Annotated in this window: 23 protein-coding genes and 2 pseudogenes; 15 read left to right on the forward strand and 10 right to left on the reverse strand. The window is 64.0% G+C overall.

The features are described from left to right. On the reverse strand, positions 1-198 hold the full coding sequence (locus CXQ90_RS17260) for a hypothetical protein (RefSeq protein WP_104140591.1): 198 nt from the start codon (positions 196-198) through the stop codon (positions 1-3). 119 nt (positions 199-317) lie between these two features. Then, positions 318-1,319 (reverse strand): hypothetical protein, encoded by a 1,002-nt coding sequence (locus CXQ90_RS17265; protein WP_258064576.1) that lies wholly within the window; start codon positions 1,317-1,319, stop codon positions 318-320. A 686-nt stretch (positions 1,320-2,005) separates the two neighbouring features. Between CXQ90_RS17265 and CXQ90_RS17270 the strand changes: the two genes are divergently transcribed. Both CXQ90_RS17270 and metE read left to right on the forward strand, forming a co-directional pair. Continuing rightward, on the forward strand, positions 2,006-2,971 hold the full coding sequence (locus tag CXQ90_RS17270) for a methylenetetrahydrofolate reductase (RefSeq protein ID WP_104140592.1): 966 nt from the start codon (positions 2,006-2,008) through the stop codon (positions 2,969-2,971). A gap of 60 nt (positions 2,972-3,031) precedes the next feature. Further along, the gene (metE, locus tag CXQ90_RS17275; protein WP_104140593.1) at positions 3,032-5,377 is read left to right on the forward strand and encodes a 5-methyltetrahydropteroyltriglutamate--homocysteine S-methyltransferase; all 2,346 of its coding nucleotides are present in this window, start codon (positions 3,032-3,034) and stop codon (positions 5,375-5,377) included. Between the two features lie 97 nt (positions 5,378-5,474). Here the strand turns inward: metE and CXQ90_RS17280 are convergent, their stop codons facing one another. Next, positions 5,475-5,981, reverse strand: a complete 507-nt coding sequence (locus CXQ90_RS17280; protein ID WP_104140594.1) for a DUF2004 domain-containing protein — start codon at positions 5,979-5,981, stop codon at positions 5,475-5,477. A 45-nt stretch (positions 5,982-6,026) separates the two neighbouring features. Then, positions 6,027-6,944, reverse strand: a complete 918-nt coding sequence (locus CXQ90_RS17285) for a LysR family transcriptional regulator (RefSeq protein WP_104140595.1) — start codon at positions 6,942-6,944, stop codon at positions 6,027-6,029. A 125-nt stretch (positions 6,945-7,069) separates the two neighbouring features. Here CXQ90_RS17285 and CXQ90_RS17290 point away from each other — a divergent pair, with 125 nt between their 5' ends. The 7 genes from CXQ90_RS17290 to nrdF all read left to right on the forward strand — a co-directional run bounded on the left by CXQ90_RS17290 (position 7,070) and on the right by nrdF (position 15,011). Beyond that, positions 7,070-8,482 carry an NAD(P)/FAD-dependent oxidoreductase gene (locus tag CXQ90_RS17290; protein WP_104140596.1) on the forward strand — a complete coding sequence of 471 codons (1,413 nt, stop codon included), beginning with the start codon at positions 7,070-7,072 and terminating at the stop codon, positions 8,480-8,482. Next, positions 8,479-9,204, forward strand: a complete 726-nt coding sequence (locus tag CXQ90_RS17295) for a DUF1365 domain-containing protein (protein WP_104140597.1) — start codon at positions 8,479-8,481, stop codon at positions 9,202-9,204. Before CXQ90_RS17290 ends, CXQ90_RS17295 begins: the two co-directional genes overlap by 4 nt. Beyond that, the gene (locus tag CXQ90_RS17300; protein WP_219816704.1) at positions 9,201-10,526 is read left to right on the forward strand and encodes a class I SAM-dependent methyltransferase; all 1,326 of its coding nucleotides are present in this window, start codon (positions 9,201-9,203) and stop codon (positions 10,524-10,526) included. The genes CXQ90_RS17295 and CXQ90_RS17300 overlap by 4 nt, the downstream gene beginning before the upstream one ends. Positions 10,527-10,951: 425 nt before the next feature. After that, the gene (nrdH, locus tag CXQ90_RS17305) at positions 10,952-11,197 is read left to right on the forward strand and encodes a glutaredoxin-like protein NrdH (protein WP_056625338.1); all 246 of its coding nucleotides are present in this window, start codon (positions 10,952-10,954) and stop codon (positions 11,195-11,197) included. Positions 11,198-11,250: 53 nt separating this feature from the next. Further along, positions 11,251-11,754 carry a class Ib ribonucleoside-diphosphate reductase assembly flavoprotein NrdI gene (gene nrdI / locus CXQ90_RS17310; protein ID WP_104140598.1) on the forward strand — a complete coding sequence of 168 codons (504 nt, stop codon included), beginning with the start codon at positions 11,251-11,253 and terminating at the stop codon, positions 11,752-11,754. A gap of 26 nt (positions 11,755-11,780) precedes the next feature. Further along, positions 11,781-13,946 carry a class 1b ribonucleoside-diphosphate reductase subunit alpha gene (nrdE, locus tag CXQ90_RS17315; protein WP_181038604.1) on the forward strand — a complete coding sequence of 722 codons (2,166 nt, stop codon included), beginning with the start codon at positions 11,781-11,783 and terminating at the stop codon, positions 13,944-13,946. Positions 13,947-14,036: 90 nt separating this feature from the next. Beyond that, the gene (gene nrdF / locus CXQ90_RS17320; RefSeq protein WP_104140599.1) at positions 14,037-15,011 is read left to right on the forward strand and encodes a class 1b ribonucleoside-diphosphate reductase subunit beta; all 975 of its coding nucleotides are present in this window, start codon (positions 14,037-14,039) and stop codon (positions 15,009-15,011) included. A 162-nt stretch (positions 15,012-15,173) separates the two neighbouring features. Here the strand turns inward: nrdF and CXQ90_RS17325 are convergent, their stop codons facing one another. Then, the gene (locus CXQ90_RS17325) at positions 15,174-15,590 is read right to left on the reverse strand and encodes an HPr family phosphocarrier protein (RefSeq protein ID WP_258064577.1); all 417 of its coding nucleotides are present in this window, start codon (positions 15,588-15,590) and stop codon (positions 15,174-15,176) included. A gap of 217 nt (positions 15,591-15,807) precedes the next feature. Further along, positions 15,808-16,116 carry a hypothetical protein gene (locus tag CXQ90_RS17330; protein ID WP_146068918.1) on the reverse strand — a complete coding sequence of 103 codons (309 nt, stop codon included), beginning with the start codon at positions 16,114-16,116 and terminating at the stop codon, positions 15,808-15,810. 146 nt (positions 16,117-16,262) lie between these two features. Here CXQ90_RS17330 and CXQ90_RS23035 point away from each other — a divergent pair. After that, a pseudogene (locus tag CXQ90_RS23035) lies at positions 16,263-16,382 on the forward strand (helix-turn-helix domain-containing protein); the annotation flags it as partial. Between the two features lie 272 nt (positions 16,383-16,654). Here the strand turns inward: CXQ90_RS23035 and CXQ90_RS17340 are convergent. Continuing rightward, positions 16,655-17,176, reverse strand: a complete 522-nt coding sequence (locus CXQ90_RS17340; protein WP_104140646.1) for a DoxX family protein — start codon at positions 17,174-17,176, stop codon at positions 16,655-16,657. A 97-nt stretch (positions 17,177-17,273) separates the two neighbouring features. On the opposite strand from CXQ90_RS17340, the gene CXQ90_RS17345 reads away from it, so the two are divergent. Further along, positions 17,274-17,852 carry a TetR/AcrR family transcriptional regulator gene (locus CXQ90_RS17345; protein ID WP_104140601.1) on the forward strand — a complete coding sequence of 193 codons (579 nt, stop codon included), beginning with the start codon at positions 17,274-17,276 and terminating at the stop codon, positions 17,850-17,852. A 523-nt stretch (positions 17,853-18,375) separates the two neighbouring features. Here the strand turns inward: CXQ90_RS17345 and CXQ90_RS17350 are convergent. Then, complete coding sequence (locus CXQ90_RS17350) at positions 18,376-19,821, reverse strand: hypothetical protein (RefSeq protein WP_104140602.1); 1,446 nt, start codon at positions 19,819-19,821, stop codon at positions 18,376-18,378. Between the two features lie 148 nt (positions 19,822-19,969). Next, positions 19,970-20,110 (reverse strand): annotated as a pseudogene (locus CXQ90_RS17355) (FtsW/RodA/SpoVE family cell cycle protein); the annotation flags it as partial. Positions 20,111-20,410: 300 nt separating this feature from the next. Between CXQ90_RS17355 and CXQ90_RS17360 the strand changes: the two are divergent. The 4 genes from CXQ90_RS17360 (at position 20,411) to CXQ90_RS17375 (ending at position 23,300) form a co-directional block, all read left to right on the forward strand. Continuing rightward, positions 20,411-21,232 carry a hypothetical protein gene (locus tag CXQ90_RS17360; RefSeq protein WP_104140603.1) on the forward strand — a complete coding sequence of 274 codons (822 nt, stop codon included), beginning with the start codon at positions 20,411-20,413 and terminating at the stop codon, positions 21,230-21,232. Between the two features lie 131 nt (positions 21,233-21,363). Further along, positions 21,364-21,738 (forward strand): hypothetical protein, encoded by a 375-nt coding sequence (locus CXQ90_RS17365; RefSeq protein ID WP_258064578.1) that lies wholly within the window; start codon positions 21,364-21,366, stop codon positions 21,736-21,738. Between the two features lie 8 nt (positions 21,739-21,746). Then, positions 21,747-22,679, forward strand: coding sequence for an endonuclease NucS domain-containing protein (locus CXQ90_RS17370; RefSeq protein ID WP_104140604.1), 933 nt, complete (start codon positions 21,747-21,749; stop codon positions 22,677-22,679). 57 nt (positions 22,680-22,736) lie between these two features. After that, the gene (locus tag CXQ90_RS17375; protein WP_104140605.1) at positions 22,737-23,300 is read left to right on the forward strand and encodes a hypothetical protein; all 564 of its coding nucleotides are present in this window, start codon (positions 22,737-22,739) and stop codon (positions 23,298-23,300) included. Between the two features lie 11 nt (positions 23,301-23,311). On the opposite strand, the gene CXQ90_RS17380 is transcribed toward CXQ90_RS17375, so the two are convergent. Then, positions 23,312-23,731, reverse strand: coding sequence for a nuclear transport factor 2 family protein (locus tag CXQ90_RS17380; protein ID WP_181038605.1), 420 nt, complete (start codon positions 23,729-23,731; stop codon positions 23,312-23,314). Positions 23,732-24,044: the final 313 nt, after the last annotated feature.

Below are 24,044 nucleotides of genomic sequence, written 5' to 3' on the forward strand. Positions count from 1 at the left end.
TCAGTCGATGTCTTCGACGATGGTCCCGTAGGGAATCGTGTCATCGAGATGCGCCTGGTGGCCTCTGGGTATGAACAGTACCCGGACGCCGTGTAGTTGGTCCGCTGCGGACTGAAGGAGGACCGGGCGGACCGTGTCAACAAAACGGGGGTCCTTGCCGACAAGGTACTGCTCGTAGCTGGCTGGTAGCTGGGTCATGGCATCAGGATAGACCTGTTCTTTGGCCAAGGGGAGGGTGTGCCCCGGCGACCGGAATCGCCGGGGCACACCCGTCGTCGGAGTAACCGACCTGCACTTAGATGGACAGGCTGAGGGGCTCACTGACCGCCGGTGGTCTCGGTGGTCACTTCGGCCTTCGGTGTCTTGCCGTAGACGTCCTTGCTTACCGTGTACGCGTGCTCGTCGAGCTTCATGGCCTCCTGGTTGACTTCTTTGAGCTTGGCGTCGGAGAGCTGTTCCACCTTGACCAGGTCAAGGGTCTCCTGGTCCGCGCCGCCGACGGCTGTCACCTTAACCAGGCCTGTGCCCGCTGAATAGAACTTACGCTGGTGGCCTACGGCCGGTTCCAGGGGGTTGTGTTCATCAATCACCAGCACGTCTTCGTAGCATCCCGTCGGAACGCAGACGCGCTGATTCTCCTGCAAGACCTTTCCGCAATCCAGGAAGTCCACGCTGGGTGCGTGCGCCTGAACATATTCTGCGGTTCCGGTCCGCGGCTCAGCCTGCATGGCGATTCCCGCCTGGGCTTCGTCAATCGAATGAATGAAGGTGTTGGGCGCGCCTATGAACTTGCCGTTTTCGAACTCTTCCGGGTACTCGCCGAAGAGCCAGACTGTTCCGCTCTTGGTCTGGGCAAAGAAGGCCAGTTCGGATTCCACCAGCTCGCCGTCCGCGTAGTCACGGTCCCACATGACCAGCGTCTTCACGCCGTCTATCACCTTGGTCAGCCCGGTCACGGTGTGCGTGACCGTCCGCTTGGTGGTCGCGTCAGCGCTCTTGACTTCACCCGTTGTGGTGTACTGCGACCCGGGCTTCAGGGAAAACCACTTATTGTCCAGGTTCGGTGACTCTTGGAATTCCCCGGAGTCAAAATTAATGGTCGACCCCGGGCCGCAGAGCTCATCGGCATTGGCCGTCCCCGTGGCCCCCGGCGATGCTGGGTCCGACGTCGCTGTCGTCCCCGTCGCTGGTGCCGACTCCGTGGGGGACGCCGGCCCCGACGTCCCGTTGGACGTTGCCGGCGGGGTGGTGCCTCCCTGCGTTGCACACGACGTCAGTGTCGTCAACGCCAGAACGAGCACACAAGCTGAACTGATCACCGTTGATCTGTTGTAAGGCTGGAACATCTCGGTGGCCTTTCGCCGTAGGAATTTGATGGTTTCCAGCGACGGCACCGCACCACCCTCCGGTGCGGAGAACAGCCGCGGTGCGGCGCTGGTGAACCCGCGGCCTTGCAAAGGGGACGTTGCTACGCCGCTCCTTGAAAGGGCGCGGGATACTGTCTCTCGGGGCGGTTCACCGAGGAACGTCCAGAAGGCCTCCTTCACCTGAGACCGTGTGCGAATCCGGATACGACGTGCACAAATAATGGCCTAGATTTGTGCGTTTGAAAAGAGCTTCTGCAGCGCAAGACCAGCCGTGCGGAGCCTGCCGGCGAAGATTATTCTGAAACCGCAACGGCGCAGGCGTAAGAATGCGTCTTAATTCGGTTGCCAACTTGAACGCACCCACGGGCGGCTCCTAGAGTTCTATACAAGTTACCGAGGTAACGTGTCAGCGATCCTCCGCTGTGGATATGCCGCCAGCCGGCAGCCAAGGAGGGTGTGGGTGCCCCCATGTGGGCCTGACATTTGCTCACGGACCAACTTCTATTCAGGCGTAACAGTCGCGGCTGCGCCCTGCCGAAGTTCATTCCGTGTTCCCCAAACTCAATTCATTGACCGCACGCTGTACGGGCTTCCGCCACGGCAGCACAGCCTTCAATGGCCCATAGCCAAGGACGCAAATGTCACCACCCAGCCTTATTGACACCCATCCGAATCTTTCCGACACCGCACCCGTAGCGTTGTCCTATGAGCTGTTCCCGCCGCGTTCCCCTGCGGCTGCCGAGACGCTCTGGACCACCATCCGCGAGCTGGAGGGCACTGACCCCGACTACGTGTCCGTCACGTACGGTGCCAGCGGCTCCAACCGGGACACCGCCGTCGAACTCATCAACCGCCTGGTGCTGGAGACCACCCTCCGTCCGCTGGCCCACCTAACCTGCGTGGGCAACACCCCGTCCGAGCTGGCCGAAATCATCGGCGAGCTGCTGGACGCCGGGGTGCGCGGCATTCTGGCCCTCCGCGGAGACCAGCCCAAGGACAGCGGAGAGCCCGTCAGCGGTTCGCTGCGTTACGCCCAGGACCTCATCGAGCTCATCCGGCGAGTGGAGCAGCGCCGTTCGGCACTGCTCTGCGCCGGCAAGGTGGCGGTCGGCGTGGCCGCCTACCCCACACGGCACCCGGAGTCGCCGAGCGAGGCCCACGACGTCGAGGTCCTGCTGGCCAAGCAGCGCTCAGGCGCCGACTTTGCCATCACCCAGGTCTTCTTCCGCACTGAGCAGTACGCGGACCTGATCACCAGGGCACGCCGTGCCGGCGTCACCATTCCGATCATCCCGGGCGTCATGCCGCTGACGAGCCTTCGCAGGCTCAAGCGCCTTGGCGAACTGACCGGCGTCGAACCGGCACCTGAACTCATCGAGCGGCTGGCCGCTGCCGACTCGGACGCCGATCGTCTCCGCATCGGTGTCAGCGCCACCGTGGACCTGGCCAACGCGGCGCTGGATGCCGGAGCGCCCGGCCTCCACCTGTACACGTTCAACGAACACCAGAGCGCGCTGGAGGTATTGGACAAGCTCTCGCTTGCCCGGCCGGCACGTTCGGCCAGCCGCCTCAACGCGATCGCCCGGCGCCAGCTCGCGAGCTGACACCACCGCCAGCCGATCACCCAAGACACTCACAGCTTCCCAAGTATCCAAGGATTTCACATGACTGAGCAGAACACCCCGGCCGTGGCCACTCCCTTCCCGTCCGCCTCGATCCTGGGCTACCCCCGCATCGGACGCCGCCGCGAACTGAAGAAGGCCGTTGAAGCCTACTGGGCCGGCAAGATCGACGCCGCCGCCCTTGACGCGGCCGCCAAGGAAATCCAGCTGGGCACCGCCAAGCGCCTGCAGGGCCTGGGCCTGACCGAAGCCGCAGCCGTTCCCGGCACCTTCTCCTTCTACGACCAGGTGCTCGACGCCGCTGCACACCTCGGCGCCGTTCCCGCCCGTTTCGGCAACCTCCTGAACGCAGAGGGCCAGCTGGACATCGACGGTTACTTCACCCTCGCCCGCGGCAACAAGGAACAGCAGCCGCTGGAAATGACCAAGTGGTTCGACACCAACTACCACTACCTCGTGCCGGAAATCGGCCCGGAGACCAACTTCACGCTGGCCTCCAACCGCATCGTCGAAGAGTTCGAATACGCCCTGGCCAACGGTGTGGAGACCCGCCCGTACATCGTGGGCCCTGTCACCTTCCTGCTCCTGAGCAAGGCTTCCGACGACGCCCCGGCCGGCTTCAGCCCGCTGTCCCGCCTCGAGGACGTCCTCCCGGTCTACGCCGCGCTGCTCCAGAAGCTCGCCGGCGCCGGCGCCAGCTGGGTCCAGCTGGACGAGCCCGCCCTGGTGGTTGACCAGGACACCTCCGCCGGGGAGATCCAGGCCGCTGTGGCCCGCACCTACGAGGTCCTGTCCGCCGTTGCAGAGCGTCCGCAGCTGTTCGTCTCCACCCCGTACGGTGCACTGAACGGCCAGCTCGGCACCCTCGCCGCCACCAACATCGACGCCCTGCACATCGACGTCTTCAAGGGCGCCGTTCCCTCCGCAGCCGCCCTGGCAGCACTGGGGAGCAAGACCCTGGTTGCCGGCGTCGTGGACGGCCACAACATCTGGCGCAATGACCTTGCCGCCTCCGCGGACAAGATCGCCGAACTGAAGAAGTCGGTGGCCAAGCTGGCCATCAGCACCTCCACGTCCACCCAGCACGTCCCGCACGACGTCGAGATAGAGGCGCAGCTCTCCGAGCAGCTCCGCAGCTGGCTGGCATTCGCCGACCAGAAGGCTGTTGAAGTCGTCACCCTTGCGGGCCTGCTGACGGACGCCGCTGCGGTGCAGCCGGCCATCGATGAAGCCACCCGCATCATCGCCTCCCGCGCCGCCGCCGAGGGCGTGCAGCGCGCCGACGTCCGGGCCCGCACCACGGCCCTGACCCCGGCCGACTTCAACCGGTCCGAGTACTCGGTCCGCGAAGCCGCGCAGGAGACGGCCCTGCACCTGCCGCCGCTGCCCACCACCACCATCGGTTCCTTCCCGCAGACCGCCGAAATCCGTTCGGCCCGTGCCCGCAACAACAAGGGTGACCTCACCAACGAGCAGTACGAGCAGCTCATGAAGGACGAGATCAAGCGCGTTGTGGAGCTGCAGGAAGAGCTCGGCTACGACGTCCTGGTGCACGGCGAGCCCGAGCGCAATGACATGGTCCAGTACTTCGCCGAGAACCTCGAAGGCTTCGACGTCACGGTCCACGGCTGGGTCCAGTCCTACGGCTCACGCTGCACCCGCCCGTCCATCCTCTGGGGCGACGTCACCCGCAGCGCCCCCATCACGGTGGCCTGGGCAGAATACGCCCAGTCCCTGACCAGCAAGCCGATGAAGGGCATGCTTACCGGTCCGGTCACCATCCTGGCCTGGTCCTTCGTCCGCGATGACCAGCCGCTGGGCGAGACCGCCAACCAGGTCGGCCTGGCGCTGCGCGACGAAATCGCCGACCTCGAGGCCGCCGGCATCAAGGTCATCCAGGTGGACGAGCCCGCCCTGCGTGAGCTCCTGCCGCTACGCAAGGCTGACCAGGCCGCCTACCTGGACTGGTCCGTGAACTCGTTCCGCTTGGCCACCGCCGGCGCCGCCGATGCGACCCAGATCCACACGCACCTGTGCTACTCCGAGTTCGGCGCCATCATCGACGCCATCGACGGACTGGACGCGGACGTGACCTCCATCGAAGCCGCCCGCTCCCGCATGGAGGTCGTCCACGACCTCGAGTCCCACGGCTTCGGCCGCGGTGTCGGCCCGGGCGTCTACGACATCCACTCGCCGCGCGTTCCGGGCGAGCAGGAAGTCACCGAACTTCTGAGCACCGCCGTCAAGCACGTCCCGTCCCGCCAGCTCTGGGTCAACCCGGACTGCGGCCTGAAGACCCGCGGCTACGCCGAGACTGAGGAGTCCCTGCGCAACCTCGTCGCGGCCACCAAGACGGTCCGCGCGGAACTGCTCCAAGGTGCAAAATAGGAATATGACGTAGCCGCTGATCGAGCTTGAGACGCCGACGGCGGGCGGTCACCTTGGGTGCCCGCCCGCCGTCGGCGTTTAATTGCTTAGGGGGAGCTCAGGACTCCCAGACGATTTCGTCGTCGACAACGCCGTCCTCGTCCGCCGACGCCACCAGGACTTCGTCGGTGAAGTGGGAACCGAGCGTGAAGTCGAGGACGAAGTAGCGCTCGGGCTGCCCGGGGAAGATGCCCACGTGGCCGAGCTTGAGCGCCTTCAGGAACACGGCATTGGTGAGCTGGCTCTTGTCCGTGACGCCGAAGACCTTCTGCAGGTGCTCGTCCTTGATGGCGTTGCAGTGGAAGCGGAGGTATTCCTGCGCGCTGGTGCCCTCCTGCTCGAGCTCTTCGGCGATCATCTCGCGGACCTCGTCCACAAGCTCGGGGAGGTAGCGCAACCGGTAGTCCACCTTGTGCATGGCCGCCTCGTCGAAACGGTCATGCGCGTTGATGTTCAGGTCGAGCTCAAGGCGTTGGCCGGCCAGCTCATGCTCCGCGGCGACGTTGTGGTCCCTGCCGTGGTTGAGTTCGATTACTCCGAAGTGCTGGCTCGCTACCTTGGTCATATCTTCAACATAGACCCGAAAAGCACCGCATTCCAGCATCGGGCATTATTTATCTGAGGACCCCAGGCTGCCCAGCGTGTCCGCCAGCAGGTCCACGAACAGCTGCACGCGGGCGGTCTTCTTGTCGTTGATCAGCAGCGCGAACACGTTGCGGGCCAGCCTGATCTCGGGAACGTCCAGCACAACTACGCCTGCCGGGCGGTGGCGCAGTGCCAGTTCCGGCACCAGCGCAGCGCCCAGCCCGGCTGCCGTCATTTCGAGGCTGGCGTGGAAGTCGTCACTGTAAGCCACCACCCGGGGGTGCAAGTTGCAGCTGGCAAAGAGCCGCTCAATCACGGTGGCGTCGCTCGTACCGGGGTGGTGCATGATCCACGGCATGTCCGAGAGGTGATCGGCCGCAACCTTGGCGTCCGTGCGGAATCCCCAGCCGGAGGGCAGGACCACACGGAAGTTGTCATCGCCGATCCACTGCCGGTTGATGGTGTGCGGCCAGGCCAGCCCGGACTGCCCCACCTGGTATACGAGCGCCACGTCAAGGTCTCCGCCGGTGCGCAGCCCCTGGATGGTCTGGGCGGGCTCGGCCACGGAGACCCTGAGGTCGATGCCGAGTCCCTTCCACGCGGGGTTCTTCAGGATTCTCGGCAGGACGTACGTTGCGAGGCTCGGAAAGATGCCCAGCCGGAGTTCCTGGCTGGTCGTGTCATGGGTCTTGGACGCGGCGGCCATCAGGGCTTCGATGTCGGTGAGGACCTTGGCGGCGTGCCTGGCCATTACCGTGGCGGCCTCGGTGGGGACCACGCTCCTGGCCGATCGCTGGAAGAGGTGAACGCCGGTATCGCGCTCCAGGGCTGACATCTGCTGGGACACGGCGGAGGCGGTGTAGCCGAGCCGGCTTGCCGCGGCCGCGAACGATCCCAGCCGCGTGACCTCAAGCAGAGTCCTCAAGTGCACCGGGTTGACCACCAGCCCACCTTACTCCGGGTGTTCATGTGCAGGAAAAAGATTCCCACCCATCCGTGTTCCTGACGGTTCCGAATAGCCCGTGAGTATCCATTAGCGGCAGCTTGTTCAGCAGAAGGAGCAAAAGATTGTCACCGAGCCCAGCATGGAGTGGGGACGCCGGCGGCGTTCCGCACGGCAGACCCGACGGCGGAACTGAGGCAGCGGCCGGAAGCCGGCGCGTCGCCGTCGTCGGCAGCGGGGTTGCGGGCCTGACCGCCGCCCACATTCTCAGCCGGCGCGATCACGTCACGCTCTTCGAGGCGGACGCCCGGCCAGGCGGGCACGCACATACCCACGACATGCCGCAGGCTTCGCAAACCCTGGCGGTGGACACGGGCTTCATCGTGCACAACAACCGCACGTACCCCAACCTCATCCGGCTGTTTGCCGAGCTCGGGGTGCAGACCCAGGATTCGGACATGACCATGAGCGTCCGCTGCGACGGCTGCGGCCTGGAGTACGCAGGGGCGAAGGGGGCGGCGGGCATCTTCGCCCGGCCCTCGAACCTCCTGCGGCCGCAGTACCTGCGGATGCTGGCTGAGATCCTGCGGTTCTGGCGGAAGGCCCGGGCGCTGCTGGCGGCCAGACCGGGAGCGGGCGCCGCGGGCGAGGAAACGCTGGGCCAGTTCCTGGACCGGGAACGCTTAAGCGACTACTTCACGTCCCACTTCATGGCGCCGGTGGTCAGCGCCGTCTGGTCCTGCGATCCCACCACCGCGCTTGCGTACCCCGCACGCTATCTGTTCACCTTTCTCGACCACCACGGCATGCTCGGCATCAAGGGCTCGCCACAGTGGAAGACCGTAACGGGCGGCTCGCGCAGCTACGTTGACCGCGTTGTCGCCGGTCTGCCGGATGTCCGCCTCTCCAGCCCCGTGCTGTCCGTGCGGCGGGCCGGCTCCGGCGTGGAAATCACGACGGCGGCCGGCACCGAAAGATTCGACGCCGCGGTCATCGCCGCCCACCCGCGCGAAGCGCTTGCCATGATCGCCGGGCCGACCGCGGACGAAGCCCGCATCCTGGGCGACATGCCGTACTCCGTGAACCGGATCAAGTTCCACCGCGACCCGGCAGTGCTCCCGCGCAGCAACAGCGCCCGCGCGTCCTGGAACTACCGGCTTCCCTCGTGTGCCGCGCGCCCCGACCACGTGCTGGTCAGCTACGACCTGACCCGTCTGCAGCGCCTGAACCCGGATGACGGCGGAAGCTACATCGTGAGCCTGGGCGAATCCGAACTCATCGAACCGGCGTCCGTGCTGAAAGACCTCGTCTACGAGCACCCGCAGTACACCCCGGATTCCGTGGCCGCCCAAGGCCGCCTTGGGGAACTCGGCGATACCCGGCTCGCCTTCGCGGGTGCCTATCACGGCTGGGGCTTCCATGAGGACGGAGCGGCATCGGGAGTCCGGGCAGCAGCACAGTTGGGTCGGGAGTGGGAACCGCCGGCCGGCAAGTCCGAGGTGCTGGACGTCGAGCAGCCGGCGGAGCTTGTCCCATGACCGCGGCCATCTACCGCACCAGCATCCGCCACGTGCGGCGGGATCCGCTGGAGAATGCCTTCACGTACCGCAGCTACAGCTGGTTCGTGGACCTGGACCATCTGCCCGTGCTGCCCCGGTGGCTGCGTCCGCTCGCCGGCTTCCATGCCAAGGACCACCTGGGCGACCCAGCGCTCAGCATCCGCGAAAACGTGGACCGCTTCCTTGCTGCCAACGGAGAAAAGCCCGACGGCGGGAAGGTCACCATGCTCGCGAACGCCCGGGTGCTGGGGCAGGTCTTCAACCCCATCAGCCTCTTCTGGTGCCATGGCCCCGACGGCGGACTGCGCTCCGTGATCGCCGAAGTCCACAACACCTACGGCGAGCGGCACTGCTACCTATTGCGCACCGACGACTCTGGGCGCGCCCGCGCAGACAAGGAGTTCTACGTCTCGCCGTTCAACGAGGTGGACGGCAGCTACCGCATGACCCTGCCTGAGCCTGACGGCCGTCTGGCGGTGGCGGTGGTGCTCGAACGCGCCGGGCGCAAGCCCTTCACCGCCACTCTGACCGGCGTCCGCCAGGCCGCCACTCCGCGGCGCATCCTCGCCGCCGCGCTCGCCGTTCCGCTGGCGCCGCTCCGCCTCGTCCTGCAGATCCATTGGCAGGGAATCAAACTCTGGGCCCGCGGACTGCCCATCATCAACCGCCCCCACCACCCGTCACAGGAGGCAGTCTCATGACTCTCACAGACCCCACCTACCAGGGAAGCGCGTCCGTTCCGCTCCGGGTCCCGCCGGCTCCCGCAGTCATCGACGCCGACGTGTGGCCCGGCGTCGCCCGTCCTCCTTCCGGAGCCAAGGCCGCCCTGGCGGGGAAGGCCGCCGGCTCGCTGTTCAGGGGCGCCGCCCGGCGGCTGCCGCTAAGGGTCGAGTACCCGGACGGAACTGTGCTGGGAACGGGGGACGCCGGCTCGCCGGTGATGACCATGGTCAGGCCGGACGATTTCGACGCCCGCATCGGCGACAATGGCCTGATCGGGCTGGGGGAGTCCTTCATGGCGGGAGACTGGGAAGCCTCGGACCTCGCCGGTGTCCTGGAGGTCTTCGCGTCCTCGGTGGACACGCTCATTCCCGTGCCCCTGCAGAAGCTGCGCAGCCTGTACATGCCGCGGGCGCCACGCCAAGAACGCAACACGGAGCAGAACACGCGGGGCAACATCTCGCGCCACTATGACCTCTCCAACGAGCTGTTCTCCAACTTCCTGGACACCACCATGAGCTACTCAGCGGCGCTCTTCCCTGCCGGGGCAGGCCCGCTACCGGAAGTCGGCTGGGATGCGCTGGCCGCCGCCCAGCAGGCCAAGATCGACAGGCTGCTGGACAAGGCCGGAGTGGGCGAGGGGACCCGGCTGCTGGAGATCGGGACGGGCTGGGGCGAGCTGGCCCTGCGCGCGGCCGCCCGCGGCGCCACCGTGTACTCCATGACACTGTCCAGCGAGCAGCAGGCGCTCGCGCAGCAGCGCATCGCGGAAGCAGGCTATTCGGGCCAGGTCACCGTGGCCCTGCAGGATTACCGCGCGGTGGAAGGCGAGTACGACGCCGTCGTTTCCGTCGAGATGATCGAGGCGGTGGGCTATGAGTACTGGCCGGTCTATTTCCAGACCATCGACAGGGTGCTGGCTCCCGGCGGCAAGGTGGCCATCCAGGCCATCACCATGCCCCACGGCCGCATGCTCGCCACGCGGAACGCCTACACGTGGGTGCACAAATACATCTTCCCCGGCGGCTTCCTTCCCTCCGTGCGGGCCATCGAGGGCGTCACCGAGCAGCACACGACCCTCCGGGTCCGGGAACGCCGGGGGATGGGTGACCACTACGCGGCCACCCTCCGGCTCTGGGAGGAACGCTTCCTGGTCCGGTCCCGTGAGGTGGGGGAGCTCGGGTTCGATGAAGTCTTCCAGCGGATGTGGCTGTTCTACCTGTGCTACTCGCGGGCCGGCTTCCAGTCCGGTTACCTCGACGTGCAGCAGATCGTGCTGGACCGCCGGGAGGCGCAGCTTTAATCCCGCGTTCCCCAACCGGCGTTTCCTTGATCACAGGAGGGGCCCTGAAGCGTGCTTCAGGGTCCCTCTTTTGTGTCCGGGGCCACCAGATGTGCTGGTGTCCGGCGCCCGCGACACGCCGTCTTCCAGACGACACGCTGGCGTTTAAATGTGGCTAAGTACTCCACAGGGTGTGGATTTCGTCCTCCAAAAACCCGGAATCCCGGACATTTTGAGGGCACCTGCCTGTGGATTAAAAGTGCATTAAATGACATACTTGTAATACATCATCTTGGGGTCCCGCCGGGGGCCGTGCACTACATGTAGTATCGACATACAGATTGAGCGGGGCACAGGCGAGGCCGGCATCGGACAGGGTTTCAGTTCGGCGCAGTGTCCACCGCAGCGATGAGACTTCAGAGACTTCAACAAAGGGGACAGGGACCATGACCGTTACGGTTTACACCAAGCCGGCCTGTGTTCAGTGCAATGCGACGTACCGCGCGCTGGACAAAAAGGGCATCACCTACCAGAGCGTGGACATCTCCCAGGACGCGGACGCCCTTGAGCGCCTGAAGTCCCTGGGCTACATGCAGGCTCCGGTAGTTGTCACGGACCAGGACCACTGGTCAGGGTTCCGCCCGGACAAGATCGAAGAGCTGGCGCTGAGCGCCGCCGCTTCGGTGGCCTAAGGCTTCCCACGCCGTTTCCGGCAGAGAATTCCTATGTAGGTGAGGTGACTCCCATGGCCGCGCCGGCACTTGCCGATGCGCCGGTCGCAGCCCAGGCTGCGAACACGACGCCTGTCAACAGCACGACTGCTAACAGGACATACAGTCACCTCATCTACTTTTCCTCGACTTCCGAGAACACCAAGCGTTTCATTTTCAAGCTGGGTGCGGAGGCCGCGAGGATACCGCTTCATGCGAAGGACGAACCGCTCACGGCCTGCGAGCCCTATGTGCTGGTTGTTCCCACTTACGGCGGAACAGGCGGCGAGGGCTCGGTGCCGAAGCAGGTCATCAGGTTCCTGAACAACCCGCAGAACCGACGCCTGCTCAGAGGCGTGATCGGGGCGGGAAACACGAATTTCGGGGACAACTACTGCATGGCGGGGGACATCATCGCCGCCAAATGCAACGTCCCCCACCTATACAGGTTCGAACTCATGGGCACGCCTGAAGACGTCTCCCGTGTACAAGAAGGATTGGAAGAGTTTTGGACACGACTGTCGCAGACACAGAAGTAACCAGGTCCGAGGAAAGGGACACGTCCATGGATACGGCCGCCGGAGCTGTTGAAAAGCAGGAGAAGCCGGCCCTGCCCGCTGCCTACAAGGGCCTGGGCTACCACGAGCTCAACGCCATGCTGAACCTGTATGGTCCCAACGGCGAGATCCAGTTCGAGGCGGACCGCGAGGCCGCCCACCAGTACTTCCTGCAGCACGTGAACAACAACACCGTCTTCTTCCACGACCTCGAGGAGAAGCTCGACTACCTGGTGAAGAACCAGTACTACGAGCGCGAGACCCTCGACCAGTACACGATGAACTTCATCCGCGAGCTCTACAACCGCGCGTACAAGAAGAAGTTCCGCTTCGAGACCTTCCTGGGCGCCTTCAAGTTCTACACGTCCTACACGCTGAAGACGTTCGACGGCAAGCGGTTCTTGGAGCGCTACGAGGACCGCGTGTGCATGGTTGCCCTGCACCTGGCCCGCGGCGACGAGCAGCTCGCGCTGCAGATGGTGGACGAAATCATCGAGGGCCGCTTCCAGCCTGCCACCCCCACGTTCCTGAACGCCGGCAAGAAGCAGCGCGGCGAGCTGGTCTCGTGCTTCCTGCTCCGCATCGAAGACAACATGGAGTCGATCGGCCGTTCCATCAACTCCGCGCTGCAGCTGTCCAAGCGTGGCGGCGGCGTGGCGTTCGCGCTGACCAACATCCGCGAGGTCGGTGCGCCGATCAAGCAGATCGAGAACCAGTCCTCCGGCGTCATCCCCGTGATGAAGCTCCTCGAAGACAGCTTCTCCTACGCCAACCAGCTGGGTGCCCGCCAGGGTGCCGGCGCCGTGTACCTGCACGCCCACCACCCGGACATCTACCGGTTCCTGGACACCAAGCGGGAGAACGCGGACGAGAAGATCCGCATCAAGACCCTCTCCCTCGGCGTCGTGATCCCGGATATCACGTTCGAGCTGGCCAAGAAGGACGAGGACATGTACCTGTTCTCGCCGTACGACGTCGAAAAGGTCTACGGAATGCCGTTCTCTGACGTCTCGGTCACCGAGAAGTACTACGAGATGGTGGACGATTCCCGGATCAAGAAGACCAAGATCAGGGCGCGCGAGTTCTTCCAGACCCTCGCCGAGATCCAGTTCGAATCCGGTTACCCGTACATCATGTTCGAGGACACCGTGAACCGGGAAAACCCGATCGACGGCAAGATCATCATGTCCAACCTGTGCTCCGAGATCCTCCAGGTCTCGCAGCCCACGACGTACCATGATGACCTGTCCTACGACCACACCGGCAAGGACATCTCCTGCAACCTGGGCTCGCTGAACATCGCGAAGACCATGGACTCGCCGGACTTCGGCCTGACCATCGAGACGGCCATCCGCTCGCTCTCGGCGGTGTCGGACATGTCCAACATCACCTCGGTGCCGTCCATCGCCCGCGGCAACGACCAGTCGCATGCCATCGGCCTGGGCCAGATGAACCTGCACGGCTACCTGGCCCGGGAGCGGGTCCACTACGGCTCCGAAGAGGGCCTGGACTTCACCAACATCTACTTCTACTCGGTGGTGTACCACGCTGTCCGCGCCTCCAACAGGCTGGCGATCCAGACCGGCCAGACGTTCGGCGGCTTCGAGAAGTCCAAGTACGCCTCGGGCGAGTTCTTCGACAAGTACACGGACCAGGAATGGGTGCCGCAGACCGAGAAGGTCAAGGAGCTGTTCAAGAACATCCACATCCCCACGCAGGATGACTGGCGCGAGCTGAAGGCGTCCGTCATGGAGCACGGCATCTACAACCAGAACCTGCAGGCCGTCCCGCCGACGGGCTCGATCTCCTACATCAACAACTCCACCTCCTCGATCCACCCGGTGGCGTCCAAGATCGAGATCCGCAAGGAAGGCAAGCTGGGCCGCGTGTACTACCCGGCGCCGTACCTGACGAACGACAACCTGGAGTACTACCAGGACGCGTACGAGATCGGCTACGAAAAGGTCATCGACACGTATGCCGCCGCCACGCAGCACGTGGACCAGGGCCTGTCCCTGACGCTGTTCTTCAAGGACACCGCCACCACGCGCGACATCAACCGGGCCCAGATCTACGCCTGGAAGAAGGGCATCAAGACCATCTACTACATCCGTCTCCGCCAGCTCGCGCTGGAAGGGACTGAGGTTGAGGGCTGCGTCTCCTGCATGCTTTAAGCTTCAAGTAAATTGTGAAGTACGACGGCGGGCGCCCGCCCGCCGTCGTACGCTTTAACTAGAGAAACAACCCAACGTTTAGGGGATGACATGACCGAGAAGGTCAAGCTGCTTAGCCACGTCGAGGCGATCAACTGGAACCGCATCCAGGACGACAAGGACGTGGACGTCTGGAACCGCCTGGTCAATAACTTCTGGCTGCCGGAGAAGATCCCGCTGTCCAACGACGTGCAGTCGTGGGCGACGCTGACCCCGGACGAGCAGCAGCTCACCATGCGCGTGTTCACCGGTCTGACCCTGCTGGACACCATCCAGGGCACCGTCGGCGCCGTCTCCTTGATTCCGGATGCGATCACCCCGCATGAAGAAGCCGTGTACACCAACATCGCCTTCATGGAGTCCGTGCACGCCAAGAGCTATTCCTCCATCTTCTCCACGCTGGCCTCCACCAAGGAGATCGACGAGGCGTTCCGCTGGTCCACCGAGAATGCAAACCTTCAGAAGAAGGCCCAGATCGTCATGGACTACTACCAGGGCGACGACCCCCTGAAGCGCAAAGTGGCCTCGACACTGCTCGAGAGCTTCCTGTTCTACTCCGGCTTCTACCTGCCGATGTACTGGTCGTCGCGCGCCAAGCTGACGAACACGGCCGACCTGATCCGCCTCATCATCCGCGACGAGGCCGTGCACGGTTACTACATCGGCTACAAGTTCCAGAAGGGCCTGGAAGGCCTGTCCGAGGAGCGCAAGCAGGAGATCAAGGACTACACCTTCGAGCTGCTCTTCGAGCTGTACGAAAACGAAGTCCAGTACACGCACGACCTCTACGACGGCGTCGGCCTGGCCGAGGACGTCAAGAAGTTCCTGCACTACAACGCCAACAAGGCGCTGATGAATCTGGGCTACGAAGCCATGTTCCCGGCCTCCGTCACGGACGTGAACCCGGCCATCCTGTCGGCCTTGTCGCCGAACGCGGACGAGAACCACGACTTCTTCTCGGGGTCCGGGTCTTCTTATGTGATTGGTAAGGCTGTTAATACTGAGGATGATGACTGGGACTTCTAGGTCCCTGTGAGATGTAGGCCTAAGTGGAAGAACCCGCCCTCATTTGGAAGAGACGAAGTGACGAGTTGGAAGTCTTCCCTGTAGGTGCGATTTTTGCTCCTCCCAGCCCATGCTGCCTACGTTTCGTTGTAACTCCCAAAACGGCTGGGTGTTGCAACGCCGTTACGACGCAACCTTTCCTCCCACCCCCGCCGGAGGGACATCACTTTTGCCCTCGGAACCTTGAAAGGACAGAGATTCCCCATCTGACGGCCGATGTCGTAGCAAGGCAAGCGAGTAGGTGCACGCCCTCAGGACCTCAGTGGGCGTCGTGGTTGGTTTCGAGAATCCGGACCAGGTGGCCCAAGGCTCTTCGGCGCCGTGGCCTCCGCGCGCAAGATGACATTGTCTCCGTGGCTGGGCACTCAAACTCATCAGCGACAACACGGAGCTGGCGTCCATCGCGTCCTCGTCCGGATCGCCCTCGGGAGCTATGGTGATGTTCAGGTCACCGTATTCGGCGGCGGCCTCGGCGAAGATCTCGGCTGGGCGGGCATGGAGCCCGACGATGGAGGCAATAGTGTCGGTGCGCTCGTTCATGGTGTCGATCCTTTCGGGGGAGGCTGTGCACCCTGTGCCCGCCAGACCGACGGGCATCCCCGAGATGTTGAAGCTGTGCCGCCGGGCATGGTCCACTTCGGATCCAGCACGAGTCGCGCCGTGAACATGCAGGGGGATTAACCCGAGTACAAGCAATGGGAAAGGGATCCGGCCGTCTCAGCGGTGCCCGACGCGGCCTCGACGGAACAGCCGTCGTCTAAAACTTCAAGGCCGGATTTCCGTCTGTATCGTTCTGGTTGCCGCTCCTAATTAGGTGGAGGGCTTCGAGCCCTAGAAAAGCGCCCAGCATCAGTGCGAAAGCGAGGAACAGGGCAGCTCCGGAGATGCTGATCATCCAGTCCGCGAATTCATGCTCGAAGCATCCGCCTGCAATCATGAGCGCTCCGAGCGTCGAGGCCGTGCCCCCGAAAAGCGCCGCGATACGAGTTCTGTGCACAAATATGGATCCACCGCGACCTGTCCACTGGAGGCTGTCCAGCCGCCCCTCAAGCAGAATTGCGATCATGAGTGCCGGGAATACTTGGGCGATGAGCCCTGCATGGTCAGGAGTAATGTGCCTCCCGAATCGTAACGCGATATTGTCCCAGTTAGGTGCCACTGCCCCGGCTGGCCCGCCAAGAACGATATTGTGGAGCGGGGACAACGCCTGAAGTGCAGCGCCGCTTCCTGACCATCGAGCAGGTAGCCGAGGAACTCAACGTCGGGCAGCCCCTCGTCCGTGCGCTCCTCCGGACTGGTGAACTCCGCGGGATCCAGATCGGCGGCAGGGGTTATCTTGAGCAACTTGTCGGCTCGAACGGGTCCTTGCCTGGAATTCCGGTGCGTAGGGTCTGGTAGTCGTGGATGGTTTCTGTGCGGTTCGTGAGGAACGTTGGGCCCGCGAGGGTAGTGTTTGGGGCGCGTGGCTGAGAAGCGGCTTCCGGCGTTGAATTCCGGTGTTCCAAGCGGCCGTGGTTTTGCCCGTCGGCGGATGAGCCGGGTCGAGACAGGGCGGCGGTCCCGGCCGGAAATCATCCGATGGGACCGCCGCAGCTTTCTTGCAGTTACTCGTGGAGACTTTCCGGGATCCTGGCGGGCAGCGCCGTGCGGGTGGCCGCTGACCGACGGCGGGGCAGGGCCCTGGTGTAGGGGAGCGCCACGGCGACCGTGGCGGCGATGAATGCCAGCTGCATGAGCGTCCGCGGCAGGAGCGCCGTGGCTGGTTCGCCGTTGACCATGAGTCCGGCCAGTGCGGCGTGGACGTTTGCCGGGAACATGGCCACCAGCAGCAGGGTCAGTCCGCCTGCCGCCCACGGCGCCGTCCGGCGGTGGAGCAGGCCGGCGGCTGCAAGCAGTTCCAGCACGCCCGTCAGCGTGACCAGCAGCTCGGGATAGGGCAGGGCCGGCGGCACCATTGCGATGAGGTCCTCGCGCATGCCGTTGAAGTGTGCCGTCCCGGTAAGCGTGAACATGGCCGCGAGGCCACCGCGCAGGCTGGTGTGCCAGGACCGAAGCGGCCTGATGCCGGCGGCACCGGCGGCACGCAGCAGGAGGGTGACGGCCAGGAGGGTGATGAGTGGGGCCATGATGCGTCCTTTCAGGTGCATCGAAGAATCTTGACACTGACTAGATTACTCTCCAGCCTGAACTTGTCAATGGCTAGATTGGAGCTAGGCTGGAGGCATGAGCACGCACGCGTCTTACCATCATGGGAATCTTCCGCGCACGATCATCAGCGCCGCACTCGAGGTCATCGCCGAGTCCGGCCCTTCGGCCCTGAGTCTGCGGGATCTGGCCAGGCGGGCCGGTGTATCCCATGCCGCCCCCGCGCACCACTTCGGGGACAGGGCCGGACTGCTGACCGCCGTCGCGGTGCAGGGCTTCGGGCTCCTGACGGACGCGCTGGCCGAGGCGCAGCGGCAAACCGGCGACTTTCTGGAGGTGGGGGTTGCCTATGTCGGCTTCGCCGTCGGGCACCCCGCCCACTTCGCCGTGATGTTCCGGCCGGAGCTGTACCGGGCCGATGACCCGGAGCTGATCGCAGCCAAGGCGCGGGCGGGCGGGTCCCTCTACCGGGGAGCTGCCCCATTCGCGGCGTCGCAATCCGGCCCGGATTCGCAGGAGGCGGCGCTGGCGGCATGGTCCCTGGTCCACGGATTCGCCACGCTTTGGCTCAGCGGCAACCTGCCTGCGGGACTGCCCGCCGACCCGCGGCAGGCCGCCCGGGGAGTGGCCTCGGTCCTGTTTTCTGGCCGGGGGTAGCCGGACAGGGCTGCAGGACGGGCAGATGCCGCCCGCGGGGGGGGCATGGGCGACGGGGCGCGCGCATGCCGTTGCGGCCGGGCAGTTGCCATTGTCGTCATCCTCACACCCGCGGGAAAAGTGTCAGTAACGGAGGAGGATCACGCCCAAACGCACGATCCTCACAGGCGTAAGCGACTCAAGATAACCGGGGTATGTGGCGGATCGGGGTCAAGGATCTGGAGGACTTCATCGAGGAGGCCTACCGGAAGACGGCGGAGCGTGTCGCCGCGGGGGAGCTGAAAGCGGGCGGATGCCCTCATGACGAGACCAGAGCAGCTGCGTGACTGGGCCAAGGATTCACTGACACTCGAGGCCGGGACGGAGCTGCTTCTGCGCAGTCCTCGTGCTCCTGGCATTTAGCGCGATCAGCCGCAGCCGACCATGACGATGCCATGTGAAAGGACCGGGTCTGACTTCAGGCCTAACGGCTGGATGAACCGTTCGGGCAGCGCCGTCTTGCGTAGCCTATGGGTTTAACCCCCTAGACTGTGGTGGGACCCGGAACCCAGCGTATTCCCGAGGTCCGGGTGGCGGTGAGGTAGTTGAGCTTCCTGTAGGTTGCCACGACCCGGATGAACTTGTCGCGGTCATTCAGGGTGAGCCGGTACGTCGACGCGGTGGCTCCCGGAATTGGCTTCCCGTCCCGCTGCCACTGCCAGGTGATCGTTGACGCGGCCGGGTAGGACTGCGCCGTGGAGGCCCGAAGGACATGGCCGGCGGCGAAGGTGCCGCTCACGACGGGGGTCGGGAGCTTCGTGAAGACCGCCAGCGGCTTGATCGCCCGGGTCGTCAAGGAGGCGCTGACGGTCGCGGCGCGCTTGAGGGTCATCCTGACGGTTATCTGCCGCCACTGGTCCGCGGTGGTCAGCCGGTAGGCGGAGGCTGTGGCACCAAGGATCGGCTTGCCGTCCCGGAGCCACTGGTAGAGCACTGTGGACGGTGCGGGGGAGACGCCTGCTGTTCCGACCTTGACCGTGTAACCGACTGCCGGGGTCCCGATGATGGAGGCGGCACCCAGGGTGAAGTATCCCGGCGGGCTCACCGCAGCGGAGGCCGGGCTGACAGCCCTGAGGTAGTTGGCCTTGTGAGGACTGTTACTGCTAAAGGAGTACCACTGGTATTCGTACGTGAGGCCAGTCGGGGCAGAAGGCAACACAGCGGGCGCCGAGACGCTGAGAACACATCCTGCCGTCACGGTGTTTGGGGCCACCGTTGTCCAGGTCAGCTGCGGATCGGATGCAAGCTGCAGGTAGCCCCGGATGGTGGTTCCGAAGCGCTCGTGCTTCGTGATGGGCAGGTAGCCCGGTGCCGAGAACTCCACGGTGCCGGTGATCACGGCCCCGAGGTCAGCCTCGGTGACCGGGTAGGTGCGTTCTGGGGCGCCCTCGATCGGCTGTCCGTCCCGGAACCACGCGTAGGTTGCCGAGGGGGCTGCTTCAAGGGCCGGAACACTGAACCCGTACGGGTCGAAGTAAGCCGTTTTGCCCACGACGGGCTGCCCGCTGGCGAATGGGGACCAGTAAAGCCGGCCAAGGACCGGTTCGGTTTCTCCGGACGCGACCAGTTCCGGCTCCTGCCCCTCGGTGAGGCGGAAGACGCGGAAGGCCAGACGTTTGCCGAAGTCTTCTGCCATGAGGCCGCGGTACGGTGTCACCGTCCGCTGAACAGAGATGCCGTCTCGAAGGTACTGGTACTGCAGCGTCCCGGCAGGCAGGGGCCGGGAAAACCTGGGGATGATTTCGAAGCCCACGGCGTTGGTGCCCTCGAACGTCACGGAGATTTCTTCCGCGGGAACTTCCGTACCGGTGCCTGTCTCATTGGCCAGGGCCGCGGGCGCGGGTGCGGCGAAAGTGAGCAGTGCCAGGACGGTGCAGAGCGCGGCCAGGGCCCGGTGCGGGCGCCCGGGCAGGGCAGGTGTTGGATTCACGTGCGTTTCCCCCAGTCAGCGCGGGCTGAGGAGCAGCCACACGAATTACCGCTGAGGATATACGACGCAAGGCGGCGATTCCAAGGCGCTGTCGGGGCGCTCTTGGACGATGGAGACAGCCGCCTGGCCAGTGCCCTGGTCTCTGCTGTTACAGCACCGCCAGCTGGGGCTTCTTTGCTCGGGCTGGCTGGACGGGCTGCGGTCGGGTGATGGCCAGGACCATGCCGATGCCGGCCAGCGAGGAGACCATTGCCGAGCCGCCGTAGGAGATGAATGGCAGCGGCACCCCTTACCGAAGTGCGGCGGGGGACTCTGCGGCGACAATGGTCGAAAAATAGATCGCAACGTCCTAATGCAAGCGTTCCTCATTGACGGCAGCAGGCTAGCTTCCTAGCATGAACGGCAAGGTCTCAAGGAATACCCACCCGTGAATTAAAGCCGGACATATGCCAAGGACCGCAAGCCAGTAAAGGGTGAAAAGAACAAGGCACCCCGGATCGAGCAGTCCCCTCCACCCAGCACGGGGTCTTCTCCACCCAGCACGGGATGGTGGAAGAAGCCTCCTAAGTGGATCGGAGGCATTCTTCTCGTGGCACTGGGCGCCGCTCTCAACGACCCGCTGCAATTTATGTTCGGACGCATCATCGAGGACTTCAGTCCCAAAATCGGAGATCCCATTTCAGCAGTCGTCACTCTGCAACCTGCCCCCTATAATGTTGTTGCCCTGTCGCAGCCCAGTGCGCTCTCCAAGCAGGACCTGGACAGTCTTACCGGCCTTACCGGCCTTACCGACTTTTCCCTGACCTCCCGACTCATCGAAGAAAAAGGAGGAGTTCCGGTGGGCATCCGGGTGCTCAAGATTGAATTTAAGAGCAACCGTCCTTATCCGGTACGGGTGACTGGCATGAATCTAGTGAGCGAGTTTGAGGACATAGCCAGAGGAACTCTCGTGAAAACCTCCCTCTTGCCGAAGGGCGCAGCGCGCAGCTCGACTGTCATGGTCCTAGATGCGGACGACGCGGGAAAGGGAGCGGAAGTTCAGGATCCAGGAAGTAATGGAGAACCGTTCTTCCCCGGGCGGACCATTACCCTTACAGCTCCTGAACGGGAGTTCGTAGTGCTGGAGCTATGGCCTAGCAAAACAAAGCTCTGCCGTACTCACGTCGAGATCACAGTCATCGACGGCGACAAGGAAGTTCGCCAGCGCATCACTCCAGGAGGCAAAGCCATCCCACTACTGCCGCCAGAAGAGCTAAAAGAACACGAGGCTGAGTACTCGTCCATATACCTCGCAGGCGGGATCTGCCACCGGCCGGTACTGGCCAAGCCCGGATACAGCGCTAACGTCAGGGCGGCGTGTGGACAGGATAATCTGGGGACGGAGCCCATCTTGGCACCCGGGCAGAGATGACAGAGGGAAGGGTCCGGCAGGTGGTTGGCGCCTTTCCTTCTATGCGAAGCTGGATTCAGGCGGCGAGCCTGAAAGCGATGGGTTCCTCGTCCTGAGGAGACGCTCCTGTCGGTGCCCGGGGACCATGATCGATGACGGCTCCAGCGGTGGATGCCGCGATCCGCGAACTGATGGATTTCGCCTGGAATGTTGTCTACGACCTGCTCGAGGAGCGGGGGCTGCTCGGGGACGAGTTGTTCGTCGAGGAGTACACCGGGATCCATTCCTGGGTGGAAGACCTCACCCGCTACACCGTTGTCCATTCCCGGACGGTCGCGGTCCTGTTCCCCGATACCCGGCCGGTTGACTCCATCGTGTTCCATCACGGGCTGCTGGGCGCCGACGACCCGAAGGCCTTCTTCACGCTCCCCCTGCAGAGGGAAGCACTGTCGAGCCGGCCAGTAAAAGAGCCGTTTCCTTTCTCCTTGGTATATCAACTGCAGCAGCCTCATGGGGCGGAAGAATAGGGAGAAACATGACGACAGCATGGGTGGTCCTCCAGGGCCGGGGCGGCCAGTTCGCGGAAGAGATGATCGAGGCCGGGTACCTGAGCGTCGTCTTTATCGGCGACTACGACATCAGGCCGCACCTTGGCGGCGGGGCCGAGGTTTTCCGCGGAGCGATGAACAGCGTCTATCTGGAGATGCACCCGGAGAAGACACGCGTTGCGGCCGGCCTGGCCATGGGCAACTTGTGGGCTGCCTGCGAGGGCATCAGCGAAGGCGACATGGTCCTCGCGCCGAAGCCGGACCGGACCTACCAGTATGGGATTGTTACCGGAGGGTACGAGTACCATGCCGGCACGGACCTGCCGCACCGGCGCCGCGTCGACTGGAAGGGGTCAACCAACCGCGACGACATGAGTCCGACCTTGGCTTCCACAGCTTGGGATACCTATGACCGTGTTCCAGCTGGATTCCCACTTCGCGGAGCTGGCGACGCTCACGCAGCTGGCAAACCCGGCCCAGCCGATCGCGCAGGCGATCTCGGCCGAGGTGCAGGAACAGCTGGCCTTCCAGATGGAGAACAGCTCGAAGACTTCCTGGTCCACAACTGGGCTAGCACCTCCCTTGGACGCGAGTACGACATCTACACTGAGGAGGGCCTGCCGGTCGGCAAGCAGTACCCGACCGATACGGGTCCGATGGACATCCTGGCCATCAGCAAGGACCGGACACGGCTGCTGGTCGTGGAACTCAAACGCGGCAGGGCCAGCGACGCCGTTGTCGGACAGCTCCAGCGCTACATGGGGTTCGTCCAGGAGGCCCTGCTGGAGCCCAGACAGATCGTTGAAGGCGTCATCATCGCCCAGGAGGACGACCTGCGGATCCGCCGGGCGCTGTCTATGGCCCGGAACATCCCGTTCATGAAGTACCGCGTCGAATTCCATCTCGAGTCCGCGGGATAGATGAAGACTCAGGGGCTGGGCCTTTTCCGCCTTCTGCCGTAGGCCTAGGATTCAGGCATGGCAGGGGAGGCGCTCAGGCCTGCCCCGCGGGGCAGGTGGGAAAAGATCCTGCCACGGTCCCTTGGGCTGCTGGTCTTCCTGGCCACGTCGACTTCCAGCCTTCTCCATGAGAACTTCGGTTTCTGGGGATTGACGACGATGTCCTTCGGTGCTTTTGGTTTGGGCGCTTTCCTGCTTGCCCGGCTCGCGGCTCCACAGAGGAAGGAACGTCTGGCACATGATGCAGAACGGGGAATCATCGAGTGCGCGATCCGCTATCCGGATTCCCACCCGGGTTCCATCCGCCACCGGTGGCTGCCCGGGTTCGCCCAGGTGACCCGCGGGACGGTCAGGTTCCAGCCGGATCTTGTCGGCGACGGTGACCCGGCGGGTACGATCAGGCCGTTCTTCGAAGTCATCCTCAAGGGCCCGGTCGAACCGCCAGCCAAGAGACCTGCGGAGGTGAAGCGCGGCTGGCACATCGTCGTCTTGGAAACGGACGAGGGCCTGCATCTGGCGGCCGGTGAAACCGGACTGCAGCTGCTGGAGGATCGGCTAGGAAGCCCCATGGACGAGAAGTGAAGCTGACATGCTCAGCCTTCCGGTACGTCTGGACGTTGCCCAGACAGCGCCTGTACCGCTTCCGCGATGCCTACGCCTGCACGGTCGACGTCCTGCATATAGAGCCTGCCTGCAGTGATTTGGCCGTTGCTCACTTCAAAGAGCGTCACGCCGCAGAGCTGGAAGTCTCGGCCGTCAACCCGGTTTCCGGACCAGGCCCACTCGCTCCACGTCGTGTCGCCGTCATCCACGGAGCGGATTAGTTCGGCGTGGAAATCGGGAATCCCTGCGAACATTGCCTGCCAGTTCGAGTGCATTTGCGCCCGACCAACAAAGGCTTCGCCAGGATGGGCGGGCTGCTCGCTGCGGTAGTTTTCGTGGATAAGAGCCGCCGCCGCTTCGAGGTCGTGGGCATTTAGGGCCGCCGCTAATCTATCTACAACTTCACTCATCAGCCCATGCATCTTTCAGAGTCATTCTGATACTTGCCACACTAGGCTCGGTGCCGGCCAATCCCAAGGGGATCCTATTTTGTCTCCGTAGCTCACAAGGTTCGACTGGCGTTTCCCATTATCGGGACGGACCGAACCCTTTGCCGAGGTCACCAGCTCGTATTTTCATCCCGTAATTCCTTGATTGGCTCGATATAGAAGCCGGCCGCGGCTAGCAGTGCATACTCTTCTGTCCGGATGGTCTGGGCCGCGGGGTTGTCAGCCCAGCCGGAATTCAGTCCAAAGCGGGTAGTGGTCGGAGATCCGCCAGGAG

The organism is Arthrobacter sp. ZGTC131 (assembly GCF_002929275.1).
Classification (GTDB): domain Bacteria; phylum Actinomycetota; class Actinomycetes; order Actinomycetales; family Micrococcaceae; genus Arthrobacter.